The following is a 16,743-nucleotide window of genomic DNA, read 5'->3' as shown; positions in this document are numbered from 1 at the left end:
AAGTCGGTACGCGGGTCCAATCTATGAGCTCATAAGATCGCCTTATGAGTGGGGAAAGCCCTTGATTCGGGTCAGGGCAGCGGCTGTTCGGCCCAGATGACCTTGCCCGCCGGCGTGTACCGGGTGCCCCAGCGGTCGCTGAGCTGGGCGACGAGGAACAGTCCGCGGCCGCCCTCGTCGGTCATGGCCGCGTACCGCAGATGCGGTGAGGTGCTGCTGGTGTCGAACACCTCGCATATCAAGGTGCGGTCGAACAGCATGCGGACGTGGATGGAGTCGCCGCCGTAACGGATCGCGTTGGTGACGAGCTCGCTCAGGATCAGCTCCGTGGTGAACGCGAGGTCGTCCAGTCCCCAGCGGGCGAGCTGCCGGGACACCGACGCCCGTACGTTCGAGACGGCCGCCGGGTCCGCGGGCACCTGCCACTCGGCGATCCGGTCGGCCGCGAGCGCCTGGGTGCGGGCCACGATCAGGGCGATGTCGTCGGTGGCCCGGGACGGCGGCCGTGCGTCCAGTACGGCCCGGCAGGTGTCCTCGGGCGAGGGTCCCGCCTGCTCCAGGGCGGTGCGCAGCAGTTCCAGACCCACGTCGATGTCACGCTCCCGGTCCTCCACGAGGCCGTCCGTGTAGAGCACCAGGCGGCTGCCCTCGGCGAGTTCGAGGTCGGCCGTCTCGAACGGCAGGCCGCCGAGGCCGAGCGGGGGCCCCGCGGGCACGTCGGCGTACTCCACGCTGCCGTCGGGGTGGATGACGGCCGGCGGCGGATGGCCGGCCCGGGCGACCGTGCACAGCCGGGACACCGGGTCGTAGACGGCGTACAGGCAGGTCGCGCCCGTGACGGGGGAGTTGCCGCTCTCCTCCGCCTCGTCCTGGTCGATCCGGGCGACCAATTCGTCGAGCAGGGCGAGCAGTTCGTCGGGCGGCAGGTCGAGCGCGGAGAAGTTGTGCACCGCCGTGCGCAGCCTGCCCATCGTGGCCGCGGCGTGCAGCCCGTGGCCCACTACGTCGCCGACCACGAGCGCGACCCGGGCACCGGACAACGGCAGGACGTCGAACCAGTCACCGCCCACCCCGGCCTGCGCGGGCAGGTACTTGTAGGCGATGTCCAGGGCGTCCTGCTCGGGCAGCCGACGCGGCAGCAGACTGCGCTGGAGCGTCACCGCCATGGTGTGCTCGCGGGTGTAGCGGCGGGCGTTGTCGATGGAGACCGCGGCCCGGGTGACGAGCTCCTCGGCGAGCGCGACCTCTTCGGTGTCGAAGGGCTGGGGCTTGTCCGAGCGCCAGAGGCTGACCGTGCCCAGGACGAGATTGCCGGCCCGCAGCGGAACGGCGATCAGCGAGTGGATGCCGTACTCGAGGACGTGGGCGGAGCGCTGCTCGTCCTGCGCGTGCCACCCGGTGGCCTCGGCGAGACGCGCCTCCAGGACGGCCCGGCCACTGCTCATGCCGCGGGCCTGCGGAGCGGAGTCGACCAGGGGGATGCGCTCGCCGACCTTGTACAGCGGGGCGTCCTCACGGATGCCACTGAGTGCGACGCGGCGCAGGGTGGTCGCCGCCTCCGGCTGGCCCCCGCTGAGCACCGCGTCGAACAGGTCGACGGTGGCGAAGTCCGCGAACCGCGGCACGGCGAGCTCGGCCAGCTCCTCAGCGGTGCGGGTCACGTCCAGGCTGGTGCCGATGCCCATGGTGGCGTCGTAGAGCATGTCGAGGCGCTCGCGGGCCACCTCGGCGCGCCCGGACAGGGCCCGCAGCTCGGTCGAGTCGCGCAGGGTGGCGACGCTGCCCGGCGGGCCGCCCTGGATGTCGGTGGGCCGCTGGTTGACCGCCAGGAGGCGGTCCTTGACCCGGTGCACCTCGTCGGTGGCGACCCGTCCGGAGGCCAGCAGCCCGGCGGTGTCGGCGGGGAGCGCGAGGTCGAGGACGTGCCGGCCCTCGGCGTCGGCGGGCAGGTCGAGCAGCCGGTGGGCCTCGTCGTTGGCAAGCAGCAGCCGGCCCTCGCCGTCGACGATCAGGACGCCCTCGCGTACGGCGTGCAGCACCGCGTCATGGTGCTCGTACATGCGGGTCATCTCGTGCGGGCCCAGACCGTGCGTCTGGCGCAGCAGCCGTCGGCTGACCAGGGCCGTGCCCGCCGTGGCCAGGGCGAGTCCCACCGCGGCGGCCATCAGGAGCAGCGGCACCTGCTGGTCGGCGGTGCCGCCCACCTTGGCGGTGGTGATGCCGGCCGACACCAGGCCCACGACCTTGCCGTCGTCCGCCTTGATCGGGACGACGGCCTGCACGAGCGGTCCGATGGTGCCGTTGATGTCCTCGGTCACCACCCGTCCGGCCAGCGCGGGGGCGATGTTCCCGACGAACTTCTTGCCGATGCGGTCCGGCTTGGGGTGCGTGTACCGGATGCCGTTGGTGTCCATGACGACGATGAAGTCCACGTCGGTCGCCTTGCGGGCCGCCTCCGCGCGCGGTTGGAGCACCGCGGTGGGGTGGGGACTGTTGAGGGCCTCCGCGGTGCCGGGGGCGTTGGCGAAGGCCTGGGCGACGGCCACCGAGCGGTTGCGGGCTTCGATGGTGCTGTCGTGCCGCACCTGGAGCACCAGGGCCACCACCGCGGCCACGACCAGCAGCAGGACGATCACGACCTGGAGGACGAACACCTGTCCGGCCACACTGCGACCGCCGACCACGGCCCGCAGGGCTCCTGACCGCCGTCGCGTCCGGTCCCCGTCGCGTTCCGCCCGCGTGGGCGAACTGCCCTTCAGCGGGCCCTCGTGCCGGTCGTGAGCGTGGTCGGGTGTCTGCGGTGGGCGGGGACCGCTGGGGCGACGGGCCGATCCGCCCCCGAAGCGGCCCAGGAGTCGGACCATGTGCCCATGTCTACACTGCCGCGCCCCAGGAGGCGAGGGGCGTCACGCGGTGTGACAGAACATGAACAAACCCGCCAGACCCTGCTCACAGGGACCCGGACGGTGCCGCGCGCCGGGTGGCGAGCAGCAGCGCGATGTCGTCGGGGCGGTCCAGGGCGTGCCGGGCGGTCGCGGTGAGCCGGTCCGCCACGCCCCCGAGGAACCGGCTGCCGGGCCGGGCGGCCGGAGCGCCCGCCTTCGCGAGGGCCACCCGCAGTGCGGTGATCCCCTCGTCGATGTCGCTGCCGGGCCGCTCCACCAGCCCGTCGGTGTAGAGCGCCAGGATCGCGCCGGGCTCCATGTGCAGCTCGGTGACCGGATAGCGGGCCCGTGGGGCCACCCCGAGGACCACGCCGCCGGGCAGGTCCAGGACCCGGGTGCGGCCGTCGGCGCTGCGCAGCAGGGGCGGCGGGTGACCGGCGCGGGCGGCTCTGGCCACCCCGGTGGCGGGGTCGAGGCGGATGTAGCAGCAACTGGCGAACAGGCCGGGATCGAGGTCGATGAGCAGATGGTTGGTGCTGCTCATGACCTCGTCCGGTGGCCGGTCGCCGAGCGCGAACGCCCTGACCGCGATGCGCAGCTGGCCCATGGTGGCCGCCGCCTGCACGCCGTGCCCCTGGACGTCCCCGATGACCAGGGCCAGCCCGTCGCCTGACTCGACGACGTCGTACCAGTCCCCGCCGACCTCCATCCCCGCGGTGCCCGGCAGATAGCGCCCGGCGGTCTCCAGCAGCGGGTGCGCCGAGAGGCGGCGTGGCAGGAGCGCCTGCTGCAGGCCGCGGGCGAGCACGGTCTCCGACTCGTAGCGCTGCGCCTTCTCCATGGCGTGGGCGATGAGTCCGGCCAGCGCGGTGAGCACCGTGCGCTCCTCGGTGCTGAAGCTGCGCGGACGGTCGAAGCCGAGGATGCAGGAGCCGACCGGCCGGCCGGAGGCGATCAGTGGCAGGAAGGCCCGGGCGCCCTCGGTGGCGTCCAGAGCGATACCCGGGTAGGCGGCCGTCAGCTCTTCCATCGAGTCGAAGAACAGCGGACGGCCGGTGGTGAGGGTCTCCACGCCGGGCAGGTGCGCGCCCAGGTCCACGCCGTCGAACGGGGCGAGGAAGCCCTTGGGGAAGCCGGCCTCCCATTCCAGGTACAGATGCCGCTCCTGGAGCAGGTAGATCGCGAGCCGGCGGCCGCCGAACGCGGGCAGCAGCTCCCGCATCACGACCGCGGACACCTGCCGTGCGGTGGCGGCCTCGGTCAGGGCGATGGCCAGCGCGATCGGCCGGTACAGCGGGGCCATCGGGCTCGCGCCCTCGGCCGTCTCCTGCCCCGCGGGACTGTCCGCCACCCGGCTCGCGGGCCGGACCGTACAGGTCAGCCGGTCGGGACCGGGATGCACGGACAGGGCGAGCCAGTCGCCTTCGTGCGGCTGCGGGGCGGGCTCGGTGTCTAGTGCGGGTGGGCGTGGGGGTGGCTGGGCGTCACCAGCGGGGGGTGGTGGCTCGGGGTCCCGGGCGAGGGGTGGTGGCTGGGTGTCCTGGCCGGCGGGTGGTGGCCCTGTGCGGTGGGCGGGCGGTGGTGTCCCGGCATCGGCGTCCGGCGCGGACCGCGGTGGCTGGGTGCAGGAGGGCGGTGGTGCGGCGTCGCGAGCGGACCGTGGTGATTCGACGTGGCGCGCGGACCGTGGTGATTCGACGTGGCGAGCGGACTGCTGTGGCCCGAAATCTCTGGCGGGGCGCGGTGGCATGTCGTCCTGGTCGGATCGCCGTGGCGCGCCCTCGCCGCCGGTCCGCGGTGACGCGTGGTTTGGGTCGGATCGCGGTGGCGCGCCCTCGCGACCGGTCCGCGGTGGCGCGTGGTTTGGGTCGGATCGCGGTGGCGCGCCCTCGCGACCGGTCCGCGGTGGCGCGTGGTTTGGGTCGGGTCGCGGTGGGGCGTTCTCCCGGCCGGGGTGCGGTGGCGTGTCGTCCTGGTCGGACCGCGGTGGCGCGCCCTCTCGATCGGACCATGGTGAGTTCGTGCTCTGAGCGGACCACAGTGCCCCGGTGCCCTGGGCAGTCGGCTGCGGCTCGGGCTCCCGCGTGGGCGGTCGTACGAGATGGAAGTGGACCGGGTCAGGTGTGAGGAGGGCCGCCCGCAGGTGGTCCTCGAAGTCGGGGCGGGCCAGCCAGGGCACGGCCTCCCACAGGTCGCGGCCGACGAGCTCGGCGCGGGGGCGGCCCAGGAGCTCGGCGGCGCGCGGATTCGCGTAGACGACCAGGCCCAGCCGGTCCACGCAGAACACGCCGTCGGGCAGCAGGTCGGCCGCCGAGTCCGCCGTGGGGGTGGGGCCAGGGGCCACGACGACGCCCCGGACCGCTGGTGCGGCGGGCGGTTCGTAGGCGTTCCACAGGTCCAGCAGGCGCAGCGCGCCGTCCTCGTCCCGCAGGTAGAGGGGCAGCGCGGGAGGGCGGCCGGAGGCGGTGTCCCGCAGGGTGGCCAGGATGCGGTGCGCGTCGTTGGGGGCCACGGCCTCGGCGAACGCTTCGACGGTGCCGGCGAACTCGCTGGGCGGCAGACCCAGGAGGGTGTGCAGGTCCTCGTCCAGGGTGATACCGGCCGTCTCGGGGTCCCAGGCGAAGCGCCCGGCGCGCCCCACGGACGTGGAGGCGGTCGGCGGCCGCAGACAGACCGGCTCGCCCTCCCAGGCGACCTGGTCCGGCTTCCCGTCCTCCAGGTCGAGCAGCGCCTCGCCCAGCTCCTGGGCGAGGCGCACCATACGGTCGCGGCCGGCCAGCACCTCCGCGGCGTCGGTGACGGCCGGGCGCAGCACGGTCAGCACACCGAAGGTCGTGGAACCGGCGACGACGGGCACGTAGAGCGAGCCGAACTGGAACGGCAGTCCGGCGGCGAACTGCGGGTAGCGCCGCATGGTCTCCGTGGCGTTCGGCAGGACCACCTGGACCCCGAGCCGGTAGGCGTCCGCGACGGGGAAAGGACGGTCGACGTGCAGCCGCCACCACGGGCGGAACAGCGGTCCGGGCAGTCCCGACAGGACGGCCAGCCGCAACAGTCCGGGCGTGCGGGAGCGCAGATAGACCCCTCCGGCGTGGCCGCCGGCCGCACTGACCGCCTCCGTCGAAGCGTCGATCAGCAGTGCCGTCAGCCGCCGGGCCGTCGGGTGTGGGTCCTCGACGCTCCCAGTCATCGGCCCTACCTAGTCCGTGCACCGTCCCGCGGGCGACACAGCAAGAATGCGCCACAAGGACACCAGCCCGCACCCGGGCGGCCCATATGTACACCTCGCCCACTGCGCTGGACAACCGTCGGTCGGACTCTTAGGCTCAATGTCCAGATCTAGACAATGAGTCCAGTCGGGGTGGGAGCGGAGTACCGGTGGTCAAAGAAGTCGGCGACGGTGCGGACGAGCACCTCATCGGTGAGGCCGAGAAGATCGCTGTCGCGCTCGGCCGTATGTTTCCGGGCCTGTGCGAGGTGGTCCTGCACGACCTGCGGGACCCGCGGCACGCGATCCGGGCGATCGAGAACAACCTCTCCGGCCGCCGGGTCGGGGACTCGGCGACCGAGCTGGGACTGGCCCGCATCGCCGATCCGGAGTACCCGAGCGTCCTCCAGAACTATCCCAATCGGTTCCCCGACGGCCGCCCGGCCAAGAGCACGTCCATCGGGATCAGGAACGAGGCCGGTGAGTACATCGCGGCCCTGTGTCTCAATCTCGACGTGTCGGTCCTGTCACCCGTGACGCTCGCCCTGTCGAACCTCGTGGCCACGGACACCGAGTACCGCGAACAGCAGCCCCTGGAGACCCTGCGGGACCGCACCACGCGCGAACTGCGCCGGACGGTGGAGGAGTTGGCCGCGGAACGCGCCGCTACGCCCCGGTCGCTGAGCAGACAGGACAAGAAGGCGCTCGTACGGCGGCTGCACCGGGACGGGTTCTTCGACTCGCGGGACGCCGCGCAGACGATCGCGGATCTGCTCGGCGTGTCCCGGGCGACCGTCTACAACTACAGCAAATGAAGGGCTGCTCATGACCTCCGCCGGACCGCACCCCGGCCCGCCACCGGCCGCCCGCTCCCTGCCCCTCGTCGATGAGGACCTGGCCCTCGAAGCGGCCCGCGCCCTTGTCGACGAGGACCCGGCCCTCGAAGCGGTCCGCGCCGCCTTCGCCGCGACGGTGGACGGCCCGGCCTTCCCCTCGCTCGCCGTGCACGGTTCCGATCCGCGCAACCGGTTCACCCTCAAGCCGTCCGCGTCCGCCACGCACGCCGGCGTGAAGATCGGCACGTACTGGTCAAGAAACACCGCGCACGGGCTGCCCCGCCACCACTTCACCCCGCTGCTGCTCGACCAGACGACCGGCAGGCTCGCGGCCGTTCTGGAGGACGCCACCACCCTCGCGGTCTTCGGCACCGGGCACCAGGCGGCCCACGAGGTGCGGGCCGTCAGCCGGGTCCGGGCCGTCGGTGCGGTCCTGGTGGTGGGACGTACGGCCGGACGCGCTGAGCGGACTGCGGCGGTACTGGCCGCGCGAGGCCACGAGGCCCGCGTCACGGGCGCCGAAGAAGCCTGCGCCCGGGCCGACGTGATCACCACCGCCACCACCGCACGGTCCGACACCCCGCCGCTGTTCGACGCTTCGTGGATCCGCCCCGGTACGCACCTCTCCTGCATGGGAGCCGACGCACCCGGCAAGCGGGAACTCCCGCCCGAACTGTTCGCCCGCGCCCGCGTGTTCTGCGACCTGCCCGAACAGGCCCGCCGCATGGGCGAGAGTCGACACGCGCTCGCGGACACGGTCCTCACCCCGCTCGGAGACGTCCTCACCGGCCGGGCCGAAGGCCGTATCGCGGGCAGTGACATCACGGTCTTCGACGGCTCCGGGATCGGAGTGCGGGACCTGTGTCCGGGCCTGGCCCTACTCGAGAAGATGGACATTTCCCTGTGAGCCCTGTTCAGACCCCTGCGGGCGCCGCCGTGCGGACCCTGGCCGATCCCGACACCCCGTTCGCCGTCGTCGACGTCCACAAGGTCAGGCGCAACGTCGAGCGGCTGGCGACCAGGGCCGAGCGGCTCGGTGTCACCCTGCGGCCCCATGTGAAGACGGCCAAGAGCCTCGACGTCGCCGCCCTCCTGCACGCAGGCGACCGGCCCTGCCCGGTCACGGTGTCGACCCTGGCCGAGGCGGAGGCGTTCGCCGACGGCGGTTACCGCGACATCACCTACGCCGTGGGCATCGACCCCCACAAACTCCCGCGCGTCGTCGCCCTGTTGCGTCGCGGTGTCACCCTGCGCGTCCTGCTGGACAGCGCGGAGCAGGCGGAGGCCGTCGCCGAGGCCTCCCGCCGGGCCGGACTTCGCGTCCCCACCCAGATCGAGATCGACTGCGACGGGCACCGCGGCGGTCTCGAACCCGACGCTCCAGGTCTTCCCGAGATCGGCGGCATCCTGCACGAAGCGGGCTGCCTGGACGGGGTGTTGACCCACGCCGGCGAGTCCTACTTCGCCCGCACCGCCGCGGAGCAGCGCCTGGCCGCGGAGAACGAACGCGACAGTGCCGTCGCCGCGGCCGAGCGGCTGCGCGCGGCGGGCCTGACCGTGTCCACCGTCAGCGTCGGTTCCACTCCCACCGCCCATGCCGCCGAGGACCTCACCGGGGTCACCGAACTGCGCGCGGGCAACTACGTGTTCTTCGATCTGGTGATGGCCGGCCTCGGGGTCTGCCGCGTCGAGGACCTCGCCCTGTCGGTCGTCGTCACCGTCATCGGACACCGCCCCGAGTACGGCTGGATCCTCACCGACGGCGGCTGGATGGCCATGTCCCGCGACCGCGGCACCGCGGCCCAGGCGCAGGACCAGGGATACGGCCTGGTCACCGACCTGGCCGGCAACCCGATCCCGGGCCTGGTCATGACGGCCGCCAGCCAGGAACACGGCACGCTCACCGCCCGCGACGGCACCCGGCTGCCCGAGCTGCCCCTCGGCACCCGCCTGCGTATCCTGCCCAACCACGCCTGCGCCACGGCGGCCCAGCACCACGGTTACCACGTCGTCGACGGCACGCGGACGACGACGGCCGGCGCACAGGTCGTCCAGGCCTTCTGGAGCCGCGTCAGCGGGTGGTGACCGGTTGCCACCTCCAGGTGTCGAGGCGTTTCGCCCCGTCGTCCCCATGTCCTCGTCGTGCCCGTGCCCCCTCGTCACCCTCATACCCGTCATCTCCGTCAAGTGGGCGGTTGTGTAGGGTGTTTGGGGTGCCGGCGGGTCAGGGCGGTGGGCCCCGTGGGTGCGACACGCCGAGGCCGTGACCGATGTCGCTCCGAGGCGTCGGCGTAAAGTTCCCCGTGGGAGGGGAATCACCCCTGTGCAGGTCGTGACTTGTGGTATTGGAGAGGCCGTTTAAGGGGTAACTACCACCACGCGTGAGTGTTCAATCGTGGTGATGATCATGATGTGATCAGAGGGCGTCCCGGACTACGTTGCCGCTGTGATCACCTCTCAACTCCCCGTAACGACACCCCCGCTGACCGAGACGGCCGCGATCCGGCACCTCCTCTTCGGCGCGCAGGCCGAGATCCACGAGCCCTGGCGACGCCTGTTCAGCTCCGACGTGTTCGCCTACCACGAGGGGCTGACCCACCAGGAGCGCACGGAACTGTCCTATCAACGCCTACGCACGGTGAACGCGGCGGTGCCCGATCCCCAGGCCCTGGCGCGCGACCCGGTCGCCCTGAGCGCCCTGCACGAATGGGCCGGGGTGGCGGACGCCGGTATGACCACGCTCGCCAGCATCCACTACAACCTGTTCCTCGGCAGCCTGCTGGAACACGACCACGAGGGGCGGGACTTGGGCCCCTATCTGCGGATGGAACGCATCGGCACCTTCCTGTGCACCGAGCAGGCGCACGGCAACGACGCCCCCCAACTGGAGACCACCGCGACCCTGGACCGGGCCACGGGGGGTTTCGTGCTCACCACCCCGACACGGGGAGCCCGCAAGTGGATGCCCAACACCTCCGTGGCCGGCGGCCCGAAGGACGCCCTGGTCGCGGCCCGTCTGGTGATCGACGGCAAGGACCAGGGCGTCTTCCTCTTCCTGACCGCGCTGACCGACGGGAACGGCCGTCATCTGCCGGGCGTGGAGGTCGAGTTGCTGCCCCAGACGGCCAGCAGCCCGGTCGACCACTGCGCCACCTCCTTCCACGGGGTGCGGTTGCCGCGGACGGCCATGCTCCAGGGCGAACACGGTCGGCTCACGGACGAGGGCGAGCTCGTCTCCTGCCTGGGGAGTCCGCGCAAACGGTTCCTGCGCTCCATCGGCCGCGTGACCATGGGCAAACTGTGCATGAGCGCCTACAGCCTCGGGGTGACACGGCACGCCCTGACCGTCGCCGTGCGCCACGCCCACCAGCGGGTCACCTCGGGCATGACCAGCGGGCAGCGGGTGCCGCTGTTCGCGCATCGCACCCACCACGCCCCGCTCGTGGAGGCGCTCGCCACGACCTACGCCGCCACCTTGCTGCAGCGTGAGGTCGTGCGGCGATGGGCGCAGGCGGCGGAGGACGAGCGCGAGGAGGCCGAGCGGCTGGTGGCCGTGGCCAAGGGCTGGATCACCTGGCAGGCCAGAGCCGTGATGACCGAGTGCCGGGAACGCTGCGGCGCACAGGGTCTGTTGCTCTCCAACGGGATCGCGGGCCAGCTCGCGGCCAACGAGGGCACGATCACCGCGGAGGGCGACAACACCGTCATCTGGGTCAAGGCGGCCGGGGAGATGCTGCTGGGCGGCTTCAGCCCGATGCCGCCCAGCGAGGTGCCCCCGGCCACCCGGAGCCTGCACGATCCGGCTCACCTGCACGACCTGATGGGCGACCTGGAGCGAATACGTCACGAGCGGGCGCGTGGCCGCCTGCGCACGAAACGGGCCGGCTCGCCCCTCGACCGCTGGAACGGCGCCTCCGGCGCGGCGCTGTCCCTGGTCGACGCCCACGTCCACCGGCTGGCCGCACAGCAACTCCTCGCCGCGGCGGCGCAGGCGACCGATCCGCAGGTGGCTCTCCTGCTGGAGCACCTCCACCGGCTGTTCGCCCTGCGTTACGTGGCCGCGCACAGCGGTGAACTGCTCGCGCACGAGCGGCTCACCGCCGAGCAGGTCCGGTACCTGCCGGAGGTCCTGGAGGCCACCGTCGCCGCGCTCGTGCCGCACGCCCTGACCCTCACCGGTGCCTTCGCCGTGCTGGACGAGATCACCGAGCGCCATCCGGCGCTGCGATCCGAGGTGGTGCCGGCGTGACGGTCGCCGTCATGTGCTGAGGCCGGGCCGCGGAACACTCCGCGACCCGGCTTCTATTTAAGGCTTGGCTTATATAAGTGATGGATGGCATAGTGGGTGATGTGCACGCGTTCGACGTACTCGGAGATCCGGTCCGACGCCGGATATTGGAACTGCTCGCCTCGGGCGAGCAGGCGTCGGGCGAGGTCAGCGCCGTGATCCGGGACGAGTTCGGGATCTCCCAGCCGGCCGTCTCGCAGCATCTGAAAGTGCTGCGGGAGAGCGGCTTCGCCTCGGTGCGCGCCGACGGCAACCGGCGGCTGTACGCCGTCGAGGCCGCCCCGCTCCGGGAGGTGGATGCCTGGCTGGAGCGCTTCCGGGGTTTCTGGGACCAGCGGCTCGACGCACTCGGAACGGAGCTCGCGCGAGGAAAGCGCGAGCGCAGGCTGCAAGGAGAGGTGAGCGAGCATGAGTGAGATCGCCGACGCGATCAACCGTATGCACCGGCGGGTCGGCACCCGGCAGGTCGAGACCGGCGAGGCCCACACGGTCCTGCTGCGCCGTACGTACGACGCCGAGATCGCCGACGTGTGGGACGCCGTGACCTCTCCCGAGCGGATCGCCCGTTGGTTCATGCCGGTCAGCGGTGAGCTCAAGGTCGGCGGCCGCTACCAGCTGGAGGGCAACGCCGGCGGCGAGATCCTCGAGTGCGTCGAGCCCGAACGGCTGCGGGTGAGCTGGCTGTACGGCCCCGACCCGGGCTTCAGCGAGGTCGAGGTGCGCCTCACCGCCGAGGACGGGGAGCGCACGGTCCTCGAACTCGAGCACGTGGCCGTCGTACCGGACGACTTCTGGGACCAGTTCGGGCCCGGCGCCGTCGGAGTCGGCTGGGACCTGGGGCTCTACGGACTCGCCCTGCACCTCGCCGGCGGCGGCCTCGACAAGGAGGAGGCCGCGACCTGGCACACCACGCCCGAGGGCAGCGCGTTCATCACCGGCTCGGGCGAGGGGTGGGGCGAGGCGTACGCCGCCTCCGGCGCGGACCAGGAGACGGCGGCGAGGACGGCGGCCGCGACGATCGCGTTCTACACGGGAACGGGAACGGGAACGGGAGCCTGACGCCTCGGCTCCGGCTCCGGCCCCGGCTCAGGCGACGCGCAGGGTGCGCCGCGCGAGCTCGTACGCCGGGAGCATCTCCTCGTGTTCGTCGGTGTCGAGTCCGCCGAGGTGCACCACCACCGGCCCGTCCGCGGTGGTCACGGCGAAGGCGCTCTCCTTCTTCGTCTCGTCCAGGAGCTCGCTCGCGTAGAGGTACTCGACCTTCGTCCCCGAGAGGCCACCGGACGTGAACGCGCTGTACTGCTCCTTGCTCACTCCGTCCTCGGCCGCGACGAAGGCCTCCAGCACGGTCCGGGTGTCCGCGTCACCGGGCTTTCCGGTCCATACGCGCAGGAAGCCGATGCTGCCCGCGGGCTTGGCGTCGATCTCGCATGCCAAGGTGACGGGCCCCTGGCCCAGCGGCGCCTTCACCGCCTCGGCCTTCCAGTTCCTGGCGATGTCGAAGGTGACGGGCAGCTCGCACGCCGAGCCGGCGGCGCCGATCGTGCCGCCGCTGCTCGCGGCCGTGCGGTCCCGGCCGGAAGTCTCCGCGGTCACCGACGGGCGCCCGGACGCCGCGGAGTCGTCCCCCTCGGCGGCCTCCGAACAGCCCGTCAGCACCCCCGCCAGCAACGCCCCATGGGCCATCCGAAGCCACGTGTTCCCCGCCCTGACCAGCATGGTCGTGACTCCCTCTATTCAGTGGTGGTACTCGAAGGAGTCAGGTTAGGTGGCAGGAATAACGAATCGTGCAGCGAGGGGGGAAGCGTTGTTGACCTTCGACGAGTATTGCGACGCGATCGTCGCCCAGACCGATCTGCTCACCCGGCACGTCAAGGGCGCCGACCCGGCCGCTCAGGTGCCCACCTGCCCCGGCTGGGACCTCGGCCGGCTGCTGCGGCACGTGGGTGGCGATCACCGCTGGGCGGAGGAGATCGTACGGACCCGGGCCACCGGGCCGATCGACGACGACCCTGTCAACGACCCCGCCGCCTACGCCGGCCTCGACGACTGCGCGATCGGCGGCTGGCTGGTCGAGGGCGCCACGAGGCTGGCCGGCACCCTGCGCGCGGCCGGGCCAGACGTGCCGGTGTGGACCCCCGCCGACGAGCAACTGGTCCAGCAGTCCGCGATGTTCTGGGCGCGGCGCATGACGTACGAGACCCTGCTGCACCGGGCCGACGCGGCACTCGTGACCGGGGCGGAGTTCGTGGTCGAGGAGTCTCTGGCGGTGGACGCCGTGGAGGAGTGGCTGGAGTTCTCCACCGTCCCCGAGGCCTACGACCCGCTGCCGGGCCTGCCGGAGCTGCTCGGGAACGGGCGGACCCTGGGCCTCGACGCCGGGGCCGCGGGGCAGTGGCTGCTCGACCTCGGCGGAGACCGACCCGTGTGGCGGCGCGGGACCGGCGCGGCCGCCGTGAGCGTACGCGGGCCGGTCACCGACCTGCTCCTGTTCCTCTACGCCCGCCCGGCGCCCGGTGTCGAGACGCGGGGGGACTCGGAGCTCCTTGACCTGTGGCTGAGGCGCACCCGCTTCTGGCTGGAGGCGTAGGCGCGCGAGGGGGCAGGTGTGGCCGAAGCCACGTGCCGGAGGAGGCCGGAGCCATGTCGTCCCGGCGGAACCGCGGGCTACCGTTCGCGCAGTCCCTAACCCCAGCAGCTCGGGCGGCCCGGCAGTGCAAGCAGATCTCTCCCCGGTCATCGCGGCGACAACGCACTGGCTTACGCGCGCCTATCCACCCGCGGGCGGCGCCCTGGCCGCCGCGCTGTGCGAGGTGCAGGCGCGGCAGGCCGTGACGGTCGCCGCCTGGCTGCGCTATCCGACGGCGATGGACGTCGCGCTCGTCGGGATCGCGGGTCCGGGCGGTTCCGACCGCCTCGACTGGGTCACCGGCGCAGACGCCGGCGACCGGGACGCCGAGGGCCGTGCCTGGCGTACCTGGGTGGACGAGGTCGTGGCCAGTTGGGCGGCCTGTCTGCTCGCAGATCCCGAACTGGCCGAACGGGCGGTGGCCGACCTCGCGCGGGGCGAGCACTCGACGGGCTCACCGGCCGCGTTCCGCCGCCTGCTCGCCCCGGACGCGACGGACCGCAATGCCGCCGCCCTGCTCCGCCACCCCGACCTGCTCGCATCGGTGGCCGGGCTGCACCGGGGCGAGCTGCTGGACCGGCTGGGGCCGGACGAGGCGCTGGCCGCGTGAGGACAAGGCAGGGCGGGCGGCCTGGCAGGACAAGGTGACGAGACCTACGCCGGCTGTCCCTTGCCCCAGCCCTCCGCCCGCGTCCCGAACCTCAGCGGACCTCAGTCCTCCTTGCCACGGCCCGAGACCGCGTCCCGGAGTCGGTCGACCAGGCCGGTTCCCGGAGCGAGCAGCTTGTTCGCGGGAGGAGTGTCCGGAGCCGACGGGTGCGGGCGGGTCGGCGCCAGCTTCTTGGCGCGGCGCACCTTCTCGCCCAGGTCGTTCAGCTCCTTCTCCGAGCACGCGACACGCAGCTGCGGGAAGAGGGTCTCCTCCTCCTCGGCGATGTGCGAGCGGACCTCGCTCATCAGCTCGCCGATGAGCCGGTCGAACTCGGGATCGTCCGCCTCGCAGCCCTCCAGATCCTTCATGAGCTGTTCGGCCTTGGAGTGGTCCTCGATCTCCCGGTCGGCCATGGTGTTCCCGTTGACCAGGTGCTCCCGCACCGCCGGATAGAGGTACTCCTCCTCCGCGACCGAGTGCCGGATCAGTTCCATGGTGGCCTGTTCGGCGTACACCTTCCGGTTCTTCTCACCGGGCGCCAGCGCCTCGATCTTCGCGAACAGTTCCTCGACCTCGTGGTGATCGGTCACCAGCTCGTCGATGACGTTTCCTCCGTGTCCCATGTTCTTCCACCTCCGCCCCCCGAGTGCCCTGTGCCGCACGCTCTACGCCTGGTCACAGGCTTGTCAGGACCTGTGGGGACAACTGTTTGATCAACGTGTTGGTCCAGCGCGTCTGCCGAAGCGTCCGCACGGGTGGCACGCCGACGCCAGCTCCAGCAGCCGTTCGTCCCGGGTCGCCTGGGCGGCCTGCGCGAGCATCTCCCAGTGCAACGAGTTCTCCGTGGCGGCCAGGTGCAGGGCGCGCAGGTCGTGCGGGAGCAGCAGCCCCGGAGGTCCCTCGCCGGAAGGCGCCGTTACGGCGTCCGGGCGCCCCAGGGATCCGCGATCCGGTCCTGCCCCGGAGCCGGTAACGGTCCCCGGGTGTAAGGCGGGCCGCTGGAAGGAACCCGCACCAGGACACAGCCGAACGACGCTCTGGGGAGGCCTTTGTGACCGACGCCGTGGACGAGGTGCTTGCGCGAGTGCGCGGAGAGGTGGCCGCACGGGCGGATCGGCTGTGGGACATGGCGCGGATGCTGCACTCCGATCCGGAGTACGCCTTCGAGGAGCACCGGGCGGCCGCTCTGCTGTGCGGGGAACTCGAATGGGCGGGGTTCACGGTGCAGCGGGACGTCGCCGGACTGCCCACCGCGTTCACCGCGCGCTCCGGCACCAGGGCCCGCCCCGCGGTGGCCCTGATGCTGGAGTACGACGCCCTGCCCGGCCTCGGCCACGCCTGTGGCCACAATCTGATCGCCGCGGCGGGCCTGGGCGCGGCGCTGGCCGCCCGAGCGGTGCTCGACCGGGACGCGGGCACCGTGTGGGCCATCGGCACGCCCGCGGAGGAGGGCGGTGGAGGCAAGGTCGCCGAGACCGACGCCGGGGTGTTCGACGACATCGACGCGGCGCTGATGTTCCACCCCGGTGTGCACAGCTGGCAGTGGGCGCCGCTGACCGCGCAGGCCCAGTACCGGGTCGGGTTCCGCGGGCGCGCCGCCCACCCGACCGGGAATCCCACCGAGGGCATCGACGCGCTCGCCGCGCTCATCCAGCTGTTCAACACACTGGCGGTGGTCGAGCGCAGGCTGCCCGAGGGCTCGCATGTGCAGGGCATCGTCACGGACGGCGGCACGGCCACCAACATCGTCCCCGAGTACGCGGAGGGCCTCTTCGGGCTGCGCGCGGTGACCACGGCCGCCCTGGAGGACCTGGCGGGGGAGCTGCTGACCTGCGTTCAGGGGGTGGCGCGGGCGACGGGCACGACGGTCACGGTGGAACGGGCCACGCCACGCTACGAGCACTTCCGGGACAGCACGGTGCTGTCGGCCCGGTTCGCCCGGCACCTGGCGGGCACGGGCATCGAGATGACACCGCCCGCGCCGGGCGTCTACCTGGGCTCCTCCGACGTCGGCAACGTCAGCGGACGGGTGCCCGCCATCCACCCCTTCGTGGCGATCATGGAGGAGGACGGTTCGGACCACACTCCCGAGTTCGCCGTGGCGGCCGGCTCCGAGCGGGGCCGACAGGTGATGCTCGCGGCGGCGGAGGCGCTGGCCCGTACCGCGGTCGAGGTCCTGTTGCGCCCGGAGCTGCGCGATGCGGCGTGGGAGGACCACGACCGGGCGTCCGTCCGCAGCTGAGGG

At 72.3% G+C, this 16,743-nt stretch carries 13 protein-coding genes and 1 pseudogene; 9 read left to right on the top strand and 5 right to left on the bottom strand.

Features of this window, described 5'->3' with window-relative positions; genetic code table 11:
* Positions 1-71 precede the first annotated feature (71 nt).
* Together D1369_RS02420 and D1369_RS02415 are read right to left on the bottom strand one after the other, a co-directional pair.
* A complete protein-coding gene (locus tag D1369_RS02420) occupies positions 72-2,864 on the bottom strand; it encodes a SpoIIE family protein phosphatase/ATP-binding protein (protein WP_240436046.1) in 2,793 nt (930 codons plus the stop codon).
* An 85-nt stretch (positions 2,865-2,949) separates the two neighbouring features.
* A complete protein-coding gene (locus tag D1369_RS02415; RefSeq protein ID WP_118082215.1) occupies positions 2,950-6,075 on the bottom strand; it encodes a SpoIIE family protein phosphatase in 3,126 nt (1,041 codons plus the stop codon).
* A 188-nt stretch (positions 6,076-6,263) separates the two neighbouring features.
* On the opposite strand from D1369_RS02415, the gene D1369_RS02410 reads away from it, so the two are divergent.
* The 6 genes from D1369_RS02410 (at position 6,264) to D1369_RS02385 (ending at position 12,276) form a co-directional block, all read left to right on the top strand.
* Positions 6,264-6,908, top strand: a complete 645-nt coding sequence (locus tag D1369_RS02410; protein WP_007386741.1) for a PAS domain-containing protein — start codon at positions 6,264-6,266, stop codon at positions 6,906-6,908.
* A gap of 10 nt (positions 6,909-6,918) precedes the next feature.
* On the top strand, positions 6,919-7,836 hold the full coding sequence (locus tag D1369_RS02405; protein ID WP_037902414.1) for an ornithine cyclodeaminase family protein: 918 nt from the start codon (positions 6,919-6,921) through the stop codon (positions 7,834-7,836).
* Complete coding sequence (locus D1369_RS02400; RefSeq protein WP_037902417.1) at positions 7,833-9,014, top strand: DSD1 family PLP-dependent enzyme; 1,182 nt, start codon at positions 7,833-7,835, stop codon at positions 9,012-9,014. Before D1369_RS02405 ends, D1369_RS02400 begins: the two co-directional genes overlap by 4 nt.
* Positions 9,015-9,375: 361 nt before the next feature.
* Positions 9,376-11,178 carry an acyl-CoA dehydrogenase gene (locus D1369_RS02395; protein WP_037902419.1) on the top strand — a complete coding sequence of 601 codons (1,803 nt, stop codon included), beginning with the start codon at positions 9,376-9,378 and terminating at the stop codon, positions 11,176-11,178.
* A 92-nt stretch (positions 11,179-11,270) separates the two neighbouring features.
* On the top strand, positions 11,271-11,633 hold the full coding sequence (locus tag D1369_RS02390; RefSeq protein ID WP_007386745.1) for a metalloregulator ArsR/SmtB family transcription factor: 363 nt from the start codon (positions 11,271-11,273) through the stop codon (positions 11,631-11,633).
* Positions 11,626-12,276: an SRPBCC family protein gene (locus D1369_RS02385; RefSeq protein ID WP_007386746.1), complete on the top strand. Its 651-nt coding sequence runs from the start codon at positions 11,626-11,628 to the stop codon at positions 12,274-12,276. Before D1369_RS02390 ends, D1369_RS02385 begins: the two co-directional genes overlap by 8 nt.
* Positions 12,277-12,303: 27 nt before the next feature.
* Here D1369_RS02385 and D1369_RS02380 read toward each other — a convergent pair whose 3' ends face one another.
* A complete protein-coding gene (locus D1369_RS02380; RefSeq protein ID WP_007386747.1) occupies positions 12,304-12,936 on the bottom strand; it encodes a lipoprotein in 633 nt (210 codons plus the stop codon).
* Between the two features lie 91 nt (positions 12,937-13,027).
* Between D1369_RS02380 and D1369_RS02375 the strand changes: the two genes are divergently transcribed.
* Both D1369_RS02375 and D1369_RS02370 read left to right on the top strand, forming a co-directional pair.
* Complete coding sequence (locus D1369_RS02375; protein WP_237557702.1) at positions 13,028-13,807, top strand: maleylpyruvate isomerase family mycothiol-dependent enzyme; 780 nt, start codon at positions 13,028-13,030, stop codon at positions 13,805-13,807.
* 124 nt (positions 13,808-13,931) lie between these two features.
* A complete protein-coding gene (locus D1369_RS02370) occupies positions 13,932-14,456 on the top strand; it encodes a hypothetical protein (RefSeq protein WP_007386749.1) in 525 nt (174 codons plus the stop codon).
* 101 nt (positions 14,457-14,557) lie between these two features.
* On the opposite strand, the gene D1369_RS02365 is transcribed toward D1369_RS02370, so the two are convergent.
* A complete protein-coding gene (locus tag D1369_RS02365; protein ID WP_007386750.1) occupies positions 14,558-15,121 on the bottom strand; it encodes a hemerythrin domain-containing protein in 564 nt (187 codons plus the stop codon).
* 52 nt (positions 15,122-15,173) lie between these two features.
* A pseudogene (locus tag D1369_RS43685) lies at positions 15,174-15,391 on the bottom strand (hypothetical protein); the annotation flags it as partial.
* Positions 15,392-15,549: 158 nt separating this feature from the next.
* Here D1369_RS43685 and D1369_RS02355 point away from each other — a divergent pair.
* On the top strand, positions 15,550-16,740 hold the full coding sequence (locus D1369_RS02355; RefSeq protein WP_007386752.1) for an amidohydrolase: 1,191 nt from the start codon (positions 15,550-15,552) through the stop codon (positions 16,738-16,740).
* Positions 16,741-16,743 lie beyond the last annotated feature (3 nt).

Source organism: Streptomyces sp. CC0208 (genome assembly GCF_003443735.1).
In the GTDB taxonomy this organism is placed as follows: Bacteria; Actinomycetota; Actinomycetes; order Streptomycetales; family Streptomycetaceae; genus Streptomyces; species Streptomyces sviceus.
Note: the sequence above shows the minus strand (reverse complement) of the source record. Positions and strands in the feature narration are given on the sequence as shown.

Excerpts from the sequence above, each read along its gene's own strand:
- D1369_RS02380 (WP_007386747.1), bottom strand. The coding sequence starts at position 12,936 with ATGCTGGTCAGGGCGGGGAACACGTGGCTTCGGATGGCCCATGGGGCG.
- D1369_RS02365 (WP_007386750.1), bottom strand. The coding sequence starts at position 15,121 with ATGGGACACGGAGGAAACGTCATCGACGAGCTGGTGACCGATCACCAC.
- D1369_RS02385 (WP_007386746.1), top strand. The coding sequence starts at position 11,626 with ATGAGTGAGATCGCCGACGCGATCAACCGTATGCACCGGCGGGTCGGC.
- D1369_RS02405 (WP_037902414.1), top strand. The coding sequence starts at position 6,919 with ATGACCTCCGCCGGACCGCACCCCGGCCCGCCACCGGCCGCCCGCTCC.
- D1369_RS02420 (WP_240436046.1), bottom strand. The coding sequence starts at position 2,864 with ATGGTCCGACTCCTGGGCCGCTTCGGGGGCGGATCGGCCCGTCGCCCC.
- D1369_RS02415 (WP_118082215.1), bottom strand. The coding sequence starts at position 6,075 with ATGACTGGGAGCGTCGAGGACCCACACCCGACGGCCCGGCGGCTGACG.